Here is a 12,421-nt window from a genome sequence, read left to right on the forward strand (position 1 = left end):
CAACACGGGCGAACCATCGGCACAGCACCTTCGCCGAGCCCAGCTCCAGCAAGCAAAAAGACGAGCCAGCAAATCGCCCCACTCGCCCCCGCACCGCTGGCTATCCTCGTGCTCGTGCCATTCGCCCGCGCGATCGACGCCGACATCCACTACGAGGACAGCGGCGGGAGCGGCCCGGTGGTGCTGCTAGCACATGAATTCTTCATGGACCGGACGATGTTCGCGGCCCAGATGGCCGCGCTGGCACCGGAATTCCGGATCGTCTCCTGGGACGCGCGCGGGCACGGGCGCACCAGGGACGAGGGTTTGCCATTCACCTACTGGACCGCAGCACGCGACGCGTTGACCGTGCTCGACCACCTCGGCGCCGAGCGCGCGGTGGTCGGCGGCACCGCGCAGGGCGGCTTCACCGCGCTGCGCACCGCGCTCATCGCGCCGGAACGGGTGTCGGCGTTGATCCTGATCAGCACCGAGGCCAACGGCCCAACCCCCGAGCAGTCCGACGCCACGCAGAAGTTCCTCGAGGAGTGGTACGACGACGGCTCGCGCCAGCAGGCGGTCAATCAGTTGGCGTCCTGGCTGATCGGCAACGACAACTGGTACCGGACCATCTGGACAACCCGCTGGCTGCTGCGCGAGTGCCGCGGCATCGAGGTCGCGGCGGGCTGCCTGCTCAGCCGGGACTCGGTGCTGGAGCGGTTGTCCGAAATCACCTGTCCCGCCTTGGTGATTCACGCCACCGACAGCGGCATCCCGCCGGACCGGGCCAGGCAGCTGACGCAGGGACTCACCGGCTCCAGCTACGTCGAGATCGCGGGCGCCAGGCTCGCGGTCACCATGACGCACCCGGAACCGGTGAACATCGCCATGCGGCAATTCCTGCGCGAACGGATCACCCCGATCAGGATCACGCGCGAACGCTGAGCCCGACCTTCTGGAACTCCTTGAGGTCGGAGTAGCCCGCCTTCGCCATCGAACGCCGGAGCCCGCCAACCAGATTCAGCGAACCGAACGGGTCGTCGGAGGGGCCGAACAGCACCTGCTCGAGGCTCGGGCGCACCACGTCGCCGTTGCCCTCGTCCAGCTCCCATTCCACGCCGAGCAGCGAGCCGCGCGGCACCGAGGGGTGCGCAGCGGCGGACGGCCAGTACCAGCCGCGGCCCGGCGCCTCGGCGGCCAACGCCAGTGGCACACCGAGCATCGCGGCGTCCGCGCCGCAGGCGATCGTCTTGGCGAGCTGACCGGAGGTTTCGACATCGCCGTCGGCGATGACGTGCACGTAGCGCCCGCCGGTCTCGTCGAGGTAGTCGCGGCGCGCGGCGGCGGCATCGGCGATGGCGGTGGCCATCGGCACGCCGATGCCGAGCACCTCGCGGGTGGTCGTCGCGCCGGGGAACGAGCCGTAGCCGACGATGACACCGGCGGCGCCGGTGCGCATCAGGTGCAGCGCGGTCCGGTGATCGCTGACCCCGCCCGCGACCACGGGCACGTCCAGTTCGGCGATGAAGGTCTTGAGGTTCAACGGCTCACCGTCGCCGGCGATCGCGTGCGGGTCGTTCGAAACAACACCGCCGACATGCTCGGCCGAGATGATGGTGCCGTGCACGACGAGCAGGTCGACACCGGCCTGCACCAGCGCGGGAGTCAGCGCGCGGGCATTCTGCGGGCTCACCCGCACTGCGACGGTGACACCGGCCGCCTTGACCTGCGCGACGGCGGCGGCGAGCAGCTCGGGCTGCATCGGCGCGGCATGCAGTTCCTGCAGCAGCGAGACCGCACGCTCGTAGCCGCCCTTGCCGACGAGTTCGAGTAGCTGGTCGATCTTCGCGGCGACGTCCGCGTGCCTGGCCCACAGCCCCTCGCCGTTGATGACGCCGAGCCCGCCGAGCCGCCCGAGCTCGATGGCGAACTCCGGCGAGACCAGCGCGTCGGTCGGATGCGCGAGGAACGGGATCTCGAAGCGGTAGGCGTCGAGCTGCCAGGACAGCGACACCTGCTTCGACGAGCGGGTCCGGCGCGAGGGAACGATGTCGATATCGTCCAGCTCGTAGGTACGCCGGGCGGTCCGGCCCATGCCGATCTCGACCATGTCGCGCACGTCTGTACTCCTTGTCTAATTTGCAGCGCCTGCGGCGCTGCATGTTCGCGGCCCCCGGGTGTCTCGCGTCCGAGCGGCCGAGACTCGCGCCTGCGGCGCATGCGCTTCGGCCACTCGGACGCGAGACGGGCCGCGAACGGCGCTCGCAAAACTCGCGCCTCCAGTGGTTTACCTGTGGGCGGCCAGATAGAGACCTTAGGGCCCCTAACTCCGCTCGACCGTCGGTGCTGTACCCAGATCCGTAGGCACGCTCAATCATGCACGGACCAAGCGGTCTCGTACACGAACATCAAGCAGGCTAGCCGCGACCAGTGTAGTTAGGGGCCTCGACGGTCATCGTGATGTCGTGCGGGTGGCTCTCTTTGAGACCCGCCGCGGTGATCTGCACGAACTGCGCGTCCTGCAGGTGCGCGATGGACTGCGAGCCGGTGTAGCCCATGGCCGCGCGCAGGCCGCCGACGAGCTGGTGGATGACCTGGTTGACCGGTCCGCGGAACGGCACCCTGCCCTCGATGCCCTCGGGCACCAGCTTGTCCTCGGCGAGCACGTCGTCCTGGAAGTAGCGGTCCTTGGAGAAGGACTTGGCCTGGCCGCGGCCCTGCATCGCGCCGAGCGAACCCATGCCCCGGTAGCTCTTGAACTGCTTGCCGCCCACCAGGATCAGCTCACCCGGCGATTCGGCGGTGCCGGCGAGCACCGAGCCGAGCATCACGGTGGACGCGCCGGCGGCGATCGCCTTGGCGATATCGCCGGAGAACTGGATGCCGCCGTCGGCGATCACCGGAACACCGTGCGGCTTGCACGCGGCGACGGCCTCGAGGATCGCGGTGATCTGCGGCGCGCCGACACCGGCGACCACGCGGGTGGTGCAGATTGAGCCGGGACCGACGCCGACCTTCACCGCGTCCGCGCCCGCCTCGACGAGGGCAAGCGCACCGGCCCTGGTCGCGACGTTGCCGCCGACGATCTGGATCCGGTCGCCGACCTCGGCCTTGACCTTGGTGACCATCTGCAGCACCTGGGCCTGGTGACCGTGCGCGGTGTCGACGATGAGCACGTCGACACCGGCGTCGGACAGCGTCATGGCGCGCGACCAGGCGTCGTCACCGACACCGACCGCGGCACCGACCAGCAGGCGGCCGTCGCGGTCCTTGGTGGCATCCGGGTACTGATCGGTCTTGACGAAGTCCTTGACGGTGATCAGCCCGCGCAGCTTGCCGTTGCCGTCGACGATCGGCAGCTTCTCGATCTTGTGCCTGCGCAGCAAGCCGAGCGCGGCCTCCGCGGTCACGCCTTCCTGCGCGGTGATCAACGGCGCCTTGGTCATCACCTCTTCGACCCTGCGGTTCTGGTCGACCTCGAAGCGCATGTCGCGGTTGGTGATGATGCCGACCAGGCTGCCGACCTCGTCCACCACCGGCAGACCGGAGATGCGGAACCGGGCGCACATGGCGTCGACCTCGGCGAGGGTGTCGGACGGGCGGCAGGTGACCGGGTCGGTCACCATGCCCGCCTCGGACCGCTTCACGGTCTCCACCTGGGCGGCCTGATCGGCGCCGGACAGATTGCGGTGCAGCACACCCATGCCGCCCGCCCTTGCCATCGAGATGGCCATCCGCGCCTCGGTGACCGTGTCCATCGCGGAGCTGACCAGCGGGGTCCGCAGCCGGATATCCCTGGTCAGTTGGCTGGAGGTCTCCACAGAGCTTGGGATGAGATCCGAGGCGGCGGGCAGCAACAGCACATCGTCGAATGTGAGGCCGAGCATGGCGATCTTGTTCGGATCGTCACCACCCGTAGATGGGCGGACAGCGGTGCGTTCGCCCGATACGGGATTACTCATTCGGATCGACCCCTCCTGGACGTCGACAGCGACCGGCGCCGGGGTCACCGGCGTCGCGCGCAGCTGATGGGATGGACTGGTGGCTCCGGGAATCGTGTCGGGTGCTCGCCGGGGCCTGACACCATGGTATCTGTCCCGCAAACTCGTCGGCGAAGTGAGCCCACTGGGGGGCGAAGCCGACCGGGGGCGGGTGCGCACCGGGGGCGGGCGGGGAGGCGGAGCCGACCGGAAATGGGTACGCACCGGGCGACGGTGGGGAGGCGGAGCCGACCGGGGGTGGGTAAGCATCGGGGGACGGTGGGGAGGCGGAGCCGACCGGGGGTGGGTAAGCATCGGGGGACGGTGGGGAGGCGGAGCCGACCGGGGGTGGGTAAGCATCGGGGGACGGTAGGGAGGCGGAGCCGACCGGGGGTGGGTAAGCACCGGCGAAACTTGCGGCCGACATAGCTGGCGCAGACCACCCTGTTCTGCGTACCGTGGGGATGTGCGTGACCATCTACCACCTGGCTTGCCGCCGGATCCGTTCGCCGGAGACCCCTCCGACCCGTCCGCCGCGCTCGACGCCATCGAGCCCGGTGAGCCGCTGGATCCCCACGAGCGCCTTGCGGTCGAGGAAGATCTCGCCGATCTCGCTGTCTACGAGGCGCTACTAGCGCACCGCGGTATCCGCGGACTCGTGGTCAGCTGCGAAGACTGTCGGCAGGATCACTACCACGACTGGGACATGTTGCGCGCCAACCTACTTCAACTGTTGGTGGACGGCACCGTGCGCCCGCACGAGCCCGCCTACGATCCGACGCCGGAAGCGTATGTCACCTGGGACTACTGCCGGGGATACGCGGACGCCTCGATGAACGAGGCCTTCCACGGCGACGGATTCGACGGGTTCGACAACTGAGGTTCGGGCCACCGAGCCGATGCCGCGGCCCTCTGGGGACCGGGCGATACGGCGTACGACGCTGTGATCTTCGACGCACAGGCGCTGGCGCGCGGCACCCTGAAAGACAGAAAACCGACCGCCGGTTGGCAATCGGTTCTTGTCTTATCGAAAGTTTCTTGACGGTTGCTAGCGCCGCTTACTAGCTCGGTGTCGCCGCGCCACCGGAACCCGGCGGGATGACGAACGTGCTACTCGGATTGCCTTGTGTCGGTACCCGAGTCGGTACCGTCGGCGCGCCGCCGTTGTCGCCGGTCGGTTCGACCACCGTCGGCTTGGACACAGTGGTCGGCGTCGCCGGGGGTTGGGTGGTGGTCGGCTCCGCCGTCGGCGGCGGCGTGGTCACCGTCGGCGGAGTCGGCTTGTCGTTGGTCGGGGTGGTCGGTTCACTCGGCTCGGTCGGCTTGTCGGTCGGCTGACTCGGCTGGGTCGGCTTCGTCTGCGGAGTCGTCGGCACCGTGGTGTCGCCGACCGGCGGCACCGGCTTCGGCGTCACGCTGATGCCGGTCGACGGGTCGACCGGGCCCGAGGTGCCCTGATCGAGCTGATCCGCCAGATCGCCGTAGCCCATGTCACGCAGCTGACTGACGAGGCGCTTCCACTCCGTCATCAGCTTGTCGTGCTTTTCCGGGCTGTCGACCTGGTCCGCGTTCGCCTTCGCCTGCTCGAGACGCGCCTTGGCCTGCACCGGGTTCTGGTTGATCAGCTTCCCCGCTTCATCCAGATCGGTGCCCGCCCGTTGCGCCACGGTGCTCTGCGCCGCCTGGTTGAAGACGACTTCCTTGACCTTCCACAGCGGATCGCCGGGTTCCGAGTTGTACGAGAACGCCGTCATGCCGCCGAAGACCAGCGCGAGTGCCGCCGCGGCCCCGAGCAACGGGCGAACCAGCCTTAATCGGTTGGTGGTTTGCGCCCCGATCCGTACCTGACGCGCGCCGATCTCCTGATTGACCGCCGCGACGATCGCATCAAGATCGGGCGCATCGGCCATCGGCGGAGCGATGAGCTCCGCCCGCCAGTCCGCGAGCAATGTCGCGAGCTGATATTCCTCCGCGCTGTCGGTCCGTACCGGGCCATCGCTCCCGATGGCGTCGATCAACGCATCGTCGCGGCGTACCGCGGCGATATCGACCGGGCCGGTGTCTCCGGACGCGTCGGCGTAGGGACCGCTATTTCGCGATCCAAGCCGCGCTTTCCAGTCACCCCGACCGCGCTCGCCATCCCTAGCCATACATTTCACCTGCCCTCGCCACTTGAGACTTCAGTTTCGCGAGTGCCCTGTGCTGGGCCACTCGTATCGCTCCCGCCGTACTGCCCACGGCGACTGCGGTTTCTTCGGCTGACAAACCCATGACCAATCGCAGGATCAAGATCTCTCGATGTTTCTCGGGGAGTGTCGCGAGCAGACGATTCATCTGCCTGCTCGTCTCCGATTCGAGAGCTCGTTGTTCCGGGCCATGGTCGGTGGATATGACATCTGGTACTTCGGCCATCGCCTCCGCCTTGTTACGGGCGGCGTTGCGATGGGCGTCGGCGACCTTGTGCGAAGCGATTCCGTAAACGAAGGCCATGAAGGGCCTGCCCTGGTCTTGATACCTGGGCAAGGCGGTCATCACGGCCAAACAGACCTCCTGCGCAACGTCATCCGCGGAGAGCTGCCCACGCTCCGCGGCTCCGATCCGCGCGCGGCAATAACGCACCACAAGCGGGCGGATCATCTCCAGTACCTGAGCTAAAGCGGATCTGTCGCCCTGCGCGGCCGCAGTGACGGCGAGGTCCAACTCTTCGCCCATGTTCGTCATCGTCAGAGAGATTCCCGGCGTTACAAGTGGCACGGCCAGTGATGACCAGTGCTTCCGCCGAAGGGGCGGAACGGATCTAACAATAGCGATACAGCGCGCGGAACAAGGCAACACGGTCGCCCTTCCCGGCACAGGCCCCGCGCAACCTGATGTAGTCCGGCTTAAAAGCTTTGCGACAGCTAGGCGGTCGATTGCGCCGTCGTCGCCGGACGAAACCGACCGCCACGTCGGACGATGGTCGCGGCGCAGTCCTCGGCCTCCGCCGCGGCGCCATCGACGCCGAGCCCCGCACGCAGCATCGCGCTCGCCCAGCGCAACGGCAGCAGGCCGTGTTCGCGACACTGCTCGGCGACATGCTCGGCGAGCGCGCGCGACCGGTCGTGCTCGTCCGCCGCCGCGGCCGCCGCGGCGACCAACAGCCGGGACTTGACCAGATGACGCACCGACGGCCCGCGCTCGGCGAGCTCGAGCGCCGCCGCCGCGTGCGTCAGGGCTGGCTCGACAGTGCCTGCGGCGAGCGCGGTTTCGGCGCTGACCCACTGCCTGCGGACGGCGGGCCGCCAGCCGAGCTCGTTATCGGGCACCAGGTCCGCGCAGCGCCGCAGCAGCCGCCAGGCCAGCGCGACCCGGCCGATGCCGAGCGCGTCGGCCGCGAGACCGGTCAGCGCGTCACAGATGGCGTCGCCGCGCTCGAAGGGATAGTCGGCGGATGCGGGGCCGGTCGCGCGATCACCGATCGACCGCGCGGAGATCAGTGCGGCGGCCCGCCCGTCGCAGGCTGCGGCGCGGGCATGCCAGCCGAGCTGGCGCAGCAGCGAACCCTCGGTACTCGAGGCCAGCGAAAGCACAATCGGATCGGTGCCGAGGGTGCGGACAATTCGTAATTCCGCGCGGGCCGCCGCATATCGACCCTGACCGCCGAGAACCACCGCCCGATACCAGGAACTCAGCGCGTCGGGCGCGGTCGGCAACTCGGCAGCGGCGCGGCCTGGGCGCGCGCCGAACGCGCTCTCGGCGAGTATCTCGAATGGGGTATCTCCGAGTGGAGCAGGTGCGAACACGGCCGAAACTCTATACCGGGCGGTGCGGAGATGGCCGGGAGAAAGACCTTGCCCATCCAACTGGCAACCACTCAGCATTTCTGATCACTAAGCGATGTTTCCATCAGGTAAATCTCGTACCGGCAATCACCGAGCGCCCGCGATCCGAATTCACATGCGTTTCGCGCAATTAACCTCAACGCCCCGTTTACGCCATCTCGGATCTGCTCGCCACACCCGCCGCCGCGCGTCGCTGTGACCACGCCCACCCGACCCCCGATGGACGCCGATCGAGCCCCTGCCCCCAAAAGTATGGTCTACCAGCGGAAATACGTCCTGAGCCGGAGCAGCGGCGAGCCATGGGCCACTAGTCAACCGATCAGTATCTCCGGAACCAATGCGAAAAGTAAACAGCTCAGAGGTTAAATTTCGCGGCCTAAGATTTGGGAAACTGCTGCGTCGAACTATTGACGGAATTTCGCGGCTGGACCTAACGTAGCTCATCGCCACGGTCGGCGCCGCGCGAAATTGCAGCGACCGCAACGGGCGAGCACAGGGGCACTTCGCCGACACAGCGCCGTGGCCTACCACACTTTTGCAGAACAACTGCTCGACAACGCTGACGAGCTCGCACCACGAGGAGTTCACACAATGCCCATGCCGACCCACCTCCCCGGGCCGAACGCCGATGTCTGGGATTGGCAGATGCGAGGGTCCTGCCGCGGGCAGGACTCGGCCGTGTTCTTCCATCCCGACGGCGAACGTGGCCGAGCCCGTACCGCGCGCGAGATGCGCGCCAAAGAGATCTGCCGGGCCTGCCCGGTGCTGATGCAGTGCCGCAGCCACGCCCTCAAAGTCAGCGAGCCTTACGGCATCTGGGGCGGCATGTCCGAGACCGAACGTGAGATGCACGCCAGGCGCAATCGGCGCCGCATGGCGGTGTAGTTGAAATTGCTCCCATCCATGAGGTGCGGCGCGCCGAATCCCTAGCAAACAACCGGCAGGCAATACGCGGTCACCACCGCCACGCCTGCGGCGGCTACGACCCACAGCCGCACACCCTGTCGAGCCCTGCGTTTCGCGTTTAGCTATCGGCGTGTCACGGCGTGTCTCTTGTCGGAGCCACCTGGCGTGTCGAAGTTTTCCGCAAAGTCGCTGGGCCACAGGTGGTTTGCCGACACCCCAGCCGAAGGGAGGTCATAGCGACCCGCTACGGTGGTGACCGATGACACAGAATGGAGCGTTGTGACAACGCGGCAGCCGGCCGCAGAGGGCGACTCGTTCCGAAGAGATGCCTTCCCACCCGGTGTGGATTCTGCGGTTACGGCCCGCGCCGCCGAGAGCATCGAACTCGCCCTCCTGCTACACCGTTGCGGCGAGTCCGACCAGGAAGCCTTTGCCGAGCTATACGACCGGACGTCCGCGCGCGTCTTCGGTCTGGTGCTGCGCGTCCTGCACGACCCCGGCTACGCCGAGGAGACGACGCAGGAGGTCTACCTGCAAATCTGGCGCACGGCAGCCAGTTTCGACGCCGACAAGGGGTCGGCCGTGACGTGGTTGATGACGCTCGCGCACCGGCGCGCCGTCGACCGGGTGCGGGCCGAGCAGGCGCACACCCAACGCGAAGTCGCCTACGGAATAAGGGTTCTCGGTAACGAATTCGACGAGGTAACCGAAGAGGTAGAGCGAAGGCTCGAACAGCAGGCCGTCCTCGACGGGCTCGCGACCTTGACCGAGACCCAGCGAGAGGCCATCTCGCTCGCCTACTACGGCGGGCGAACCTACGCGGAGGTAGCGCTTTACCTCGGAGTAGGGTTACCGACCGTTAAGTCCCGAATTCGGGACGGACTGACACGACTCAAAAGAAGTTTGGGGGTGACGTGAGATGAACGAACGCCAGGTCGATCTCGCGCACACCGTCGCGCTCGGATCGATCGACGACGTAGATCACCATGAGGTGCAGGAACTGCTCGACACCGAAGACCCCGCTCTACGCGCGGAGTTCAGCAGAGAGATAGGGCGGACGAGAGAGGCACTCGCCACGCTCGCCAGCACTACGGCGACCCCGCCGCCCGCCACGCTGCGCACCCGATTGCTCGCGGCCATCGCCGCCGAAAAGCCGCCCGTAGCATCATGATTTCGTAAGAACGAAAGCCTCTGGATTTCGTAAAACGAAGGCCCCCGGACTCGACGTCCGAGGGCCTTCACTGGTTTTGCGGACCGACTCAGTGGCTGTGACCGTGGTGGCTGTGGTCGTGCGCCTCTTCGGCGGGCTTCTCCACGATCGCGCTCTCGGTGGTGAGGATCATCCGCGCCACCGACGCCGCGTTCACGACGGCCGAGCGGGTCACCTTCACCGGGTCGACGACACCGTCGGTCAGCAGGTCACCGTAGGTGAGGGTGGCGGCGTTGAAGCCTTCCTTGCCCTCGGCGACCTTGCTGACGACCACGGAACCGTCGACGCCCGCGTTGGTGGCGATCCAGAACAGCGGTGCCGACAGTGCGGTCCGCACCACCTCGACGCCGGTGGCCTCATCGCCGGACAGCGAGTCACGCAGCTCGATCAGCTTCGCGGCCGCCTGCACCAGCGCGGAGCCGCCACCGGGCACGATGCCCTCCTCGACGGCGGCCTTTGCCGCGCTCACCGCGTCCTCGACCCGGTACTTGCGCTCCTTGAGCGCAGTCTCGGTGGCCGCGCCGACCTTGATCACCGCGACGCCGCCGGACAGCTTCGCCAGCCGCTCCTCGAGCTTCTCGCGATCCCAGTCGGAGTCGGTGGCCTCGATCTCGCGCCGCAGCTGCGCGCCGCGGGCCGCGATGTCTTCCTTGGTGCCGACGCCGTCGACGATCGTGGTGTCGTCCTTGGTGACGACGATGCGCCGCGCCTGGCCGAGCACGTCAAGGCCGGCCTCGCGCAGGTTGATACCGAGGTCGGGGTTGATCACGGTGCCCGCGGTGACAACGGCCAGGTCGTCGAGGAATGCCTTGCGACGATCACCGAAGAACGGCGCCTTCACCGCGACGGCCTTGATCGTCTTGCGGATCGAGTTGACCACCAGGGTGGACAGCGCCTCGCCCTCGACGTCCTCGGCGATGATCAGCACCGGCTTGCCGGATTCGGCGATCTTCTCCAGCAGCGGCAGGAAGTCAGGCAGCGAGCTGATCTTCTCGCGGTGCAGCAGGATGAGCGCATCCTCGAGCACGGCCTGCTGGCTGTCGGTGTCGGTGACGAAGTAGGGCGAGAGGTAGCCCTTGTCGAACTGCACGCCCTCGGTGACGACGAGTTCGGTCTGCGTCGTCGAGGACTCCTCGACGGTGACGACACCGTCCTTGCCGACCACGGTCAGTGCCTTGCCGACCATCTCGCCGATTTCCTCGTCGCGCGAGGACACGGTGGCGACCTGCGCGATCGCCTTCTCGCCGGACACCGGGGTTGCCGCGGCGAGCAGCGCGGCGGAGACCGCGTCGGCGGCCTTGGCGATGCCGTAGCCGAGCGAGATCGGATTCGCGCCGGCGGCAACGTTCTTCAGGCCGGCCCGCACCAGCGCCTGGGCCAGCACGGTCGCGGTGGTTGTGCCGTCGCCGGCGACGTCGTTGGTCTTGGTGGCGACGCTCTTGACCAGCTGCGCGCCGAGGTTCTCGAACGGATCTTCCAGGTCGATCTCGCGCGCGATGGTGACACCGTCGTTGGTCACGGTCGGGCCGCCGAAGGCCTTCGCGAGCACCACGTGGCGACCGCGCGGGCCGAGGGTGACCTTGACGGCGTCGGCGAGCTTGTCGACGCCGCGTTCCAGAGCCCGGCGAGCCTTCTCGTCGAACTCGATCTGCTTTGGCATAAGTCCTATTCCTTGGATTCCAGGGCGGAAACGACACTGCCCCGGTCCCCGCTCAGGGGAACCGGGGCAGCGTCATGACGACTCGATCCCGGCGGTCGGGTGAGCATTCATCACTCGATTCCGGCTCTCGCCGGAACGACCGCGCGGAGCGCGGGTCACTTGGTGACGACGGCCAGCACGTCGCGCGCCGACAGGATGAGGTATTCCTCGCCCTGGTACTTGATCTCGGTGCCGCCGTACTTGCTGTAGATGACGGTGTCACCTTCCTTGACGTCGACCGGGATGCGGTCACCCTTGTCGGTGACGCGTCCTTCGCCGACGGCGATGACGGTGCCCTCCTGCGGCTTTTCCTTCGCCGTGTCGGGGATGACCAGGCCGGAGGCCGTCGTCGTCTCGGCCTCGTTGGCCTGGACGAGGATCTTGTCCTCGAGCGGCTTGATGTTCACGCTCGCCACGTTGAGCCCTCCACTTTCAGGGGATGTCGTCCGCAACTGTTGTTCCGGACCATCGGTATCAGGTTTTGATGCTGACCCTGTCGCATAGCCCCGTCGTCGCGGGTGCCGGGACCCCTGCTCAGTAGTCAAAAATGCCTGGCACACGCACAGTGCACCGGAAGGACGAAAGTCCGGCCGCGCACATCAGCAGTGCCGACTAGCACTCTATACATGAGAGTGCCAGCGCTCAAGGCCGGGATGTGCCAATTTCAGATCACGCGGCCTCGAGCATTCGCTCTCGCGAGCGCTCCAACGCACGCCCGTGGTCGCCGACACGCCCAACGCACGCCCGGAGGGGTTTTCAAGAGATCCGGAAAACTGTAACGTTCGGATAACGGATTGTGACAGTATTGACGACGGTCGCTGTCCGA

At 67.2% G+C, this 12,421-nt stretch carries 12 protein-coding genes; 5 read left to right on the plus strand and 7 right to left on the minus strand.

The window, feature by feature from the left end:
- Positions 1 to 114: 114 nt before the first annotated feature.
- Positions 115 to 924: an alpha/beta fold hydrolase gene (locus tag OG203_RS20080; RefSeq protein WP_405167171.1), complete on the plus strand. Its 810-nt coding sequence runs from the start codon at positions 115 to 117 to the stop codon at positions 922 to 924.
- Here the strand turns inward: OG203_RS20080 and OG203_RS20085 are convergent.
- Both OG203_RS20085 and guaB read right to left on the minus strand, forming a co-directional pair.
- On the minus strand, positions 908 to 2,098 hold the full coding sequence (locus OG203_RS20085; protein WP_405167172.1) for a GuaB3 family IMP dehydrogenase-related protein: 1,191 nt from the start codon (positions 2,096 to 2,098) through the stop codon (positions 908 to 910). The genes OG203_RS20080 and OG203_RS20085 overlap by 17 nt on opposite strands.
- 298 nt (positions 2,099 to 2,396) lie before the next feature.
- On the minus strand, positions 2,397 to 3,941 hold the full coding sequence (guaB, locus tag OG203_RS20090) for an IMP dehydrogenase (RefSeq protein ID WP_405167173.1): 1,545 nt from the start codon (positions 3,939 to 3,941) through the stop codon (positions 2,397 to 2,399).
- Positions 3,942 to 4,425: 484 nt separating this feature from the next.
- Here guaB and OG203_RS20095 point away from each other — a divergent pair, with 484 nt between their 5' ends.
- Complete coding sequence (locus OG203_RS20095; RefSeq protein WP_022567296.1) at positions 4,426 to 4,839, plus strand: DUF5319 domain-containing protein; 414 nt, start codon at positions 4,426 to 4,428, stop codon at positions 4,837 to 4,839.
- 181 nt (positions 4,840 to 5,020) lie between these two features.
- Here OG203_RS20095 and OG203_RS20100 read toward each other — a convergent pair whose 3' ends face one another.
- From OG203_RS20100 to OG203_RS20110, 3 genes are all read right to left on the minus strand, one after another.
- Positions 5,021 to 6,109, minus strand: coding sequence for an anti-sigma-D factor RsdA (locus OG203_RS20100; protein WP_405167174.1), 1,089 nt, complete (start codon positions 6,107 to 6,109; stop codon positions 5,021 to 5,023).
- Positions 6,102 to 6,680 (minus strand): sigma-70 family RNA polymerase sigma factor, encoded by a 579-nt coding sequence (locus tag OG203_RS20105; RefSeq protein WP_357386413.1) that lies wholly within the window; start codon positions 6,678 to 6,680, stop codon positions 6,102 to 6,104. The genes OG203_RS20100 and OG203_RS20105 overlap by 8 nt, the downstream gene beginning before the upstream one ends.
- A 179-nt stretch (positions 6,681 to 6,859) precedes the next feature.
- On the minus strand, positions 6,860 to 7,741 hold the full coding sequence (locus tag OG203_RS20110) for a hypothetical protein (protein WP_405167175.1): 882 nt from the start codon (positions 7,739 to 7,741) through the stop codon (positions 6,860 to 6,862).
- A 630-nt stretch (positions 7,742 to 8,371) separates the two neighbouring features.
- On the opposite strand from OG203_RS20110, the gene OG203_RS20115 reads away from it, so the two are divergent.
- The 3 genes from OG203_RS20115 (at position 8,372) to OG203_RS20125 (ending at position 9,857) form a co-directional block, all read left to right on the plus strand.
- Positions 8,372 to 8,665, plus strand: a complete 294-nt coding sequence (locus OG203_RS20115; protein ID WP_014981828.1) for a WhiB family transcriptional regulator — start codon at positions 8,372 to 8,374, stop codon at positions 8,663 to 8,665.
- A 363-nt stretch (positions 8,666 to 9,028) separates the two neighbouring features.
- A complete protein-coding gene (locus OG203_RS20120; RefSeq protein WP_405167176.1) occupies positions 9,029 to 9,604 on the plus strand; it encodes a sigma-70 family RNA polymerase sigma factor in 576 nt (191 codons plus the stop codon).
- Between the two features lies 1 nt (position 9,605).
- Complete coding sequence (locus OG203_RS20125) at positions 9,606 to 9,857, plus strand: RskA family anti-sigma factor (protein ID WP_405167177.1); 252 nt, start codon at positions 9,606 to 9,608, stop codon at positions 9,855 to 9,857.
- Positions 9,858 to 9,945: 88 nt separating this feature from the next.
- Here OG203_RS20125 and groL read toward each other — a convergent pair whose 3' ends face one another.
- Positions 9,946 to 11,556 (minus strand): chaperonin GroEL, encoded by a 1,611-nt coding sequence (gene groL / locus OG203_RS20130; protein ID WP_405167178.1) that lies wholly within the window; start codon positions 11,554 to 11,556, stop codon positions 9,946 to 9,948.
- A 155-nt stretch (positions 11,557 to 11,711) separates the two neighbouring features.
- Complete coding sequence (gene groES, locus OG203_RS20135) at positions 11,712 to 12,011, minus strand: co-chaperone GroES (RefSeq protein ID WP_014981824.1); 300 nt, start codon at positions 12,009 to 12,011, stop codon at positions 11,712 to 11,714.
- Positions 12,012 to 12,421 lie beyond the last annotated feature (410 nt).

Source organism: Nocardia sp. NBC_01499 (genome assembly GCF_045040275.1).
Lineage (GTDB): Bacteria > Actinomycetota > Actinomycetes > Mycobacteriales > Mycobacteriaceae > Nocardia.

Coding starts and splice junctions, on each gene's coding strand:
- guaB (WP_405167173.1), bottom strand. CDS start 3,941: ATGAGTAATCCCGTATCGGGCGAACGCACCGCTGTCCGCCCATCTACG.
- OG203_RS20105 (WP_357386413.1), bottom strand. CDS start 6,680: ATGACGAACATGGGCGAAGAGTTGGACCTCGCCGTCACTGCGGCCGCG.
- OG203_RS20100 (WP_405167174.1), bottom strand. CDS start 6,109: ATGGCTAGGGATGGCGAGCGCGGTCGGGGTGACTGGAAAGCGCGGCTT.
- OG203_RS20125 (WP_405167177.1), top strand. CDS start 9,606: ATGAACGAACGCCAGGTCGATCTCGCGCACACCGTCGCGCTCGGATCG.
- OG203_RS20115 (WP_014981828.1), top strand. CDS start 8,372: ATGCCCATGCCGACCCACCTCCCCGGGCCGAACGCCGATGTCTGGGAT.
- groL (WP_405167178.1), bottom strand. CDS start 11,556: ATGCCAAAGCAGATCGAGTTCGACGAGAAGGCTCGCCGGGCTCTGGAA.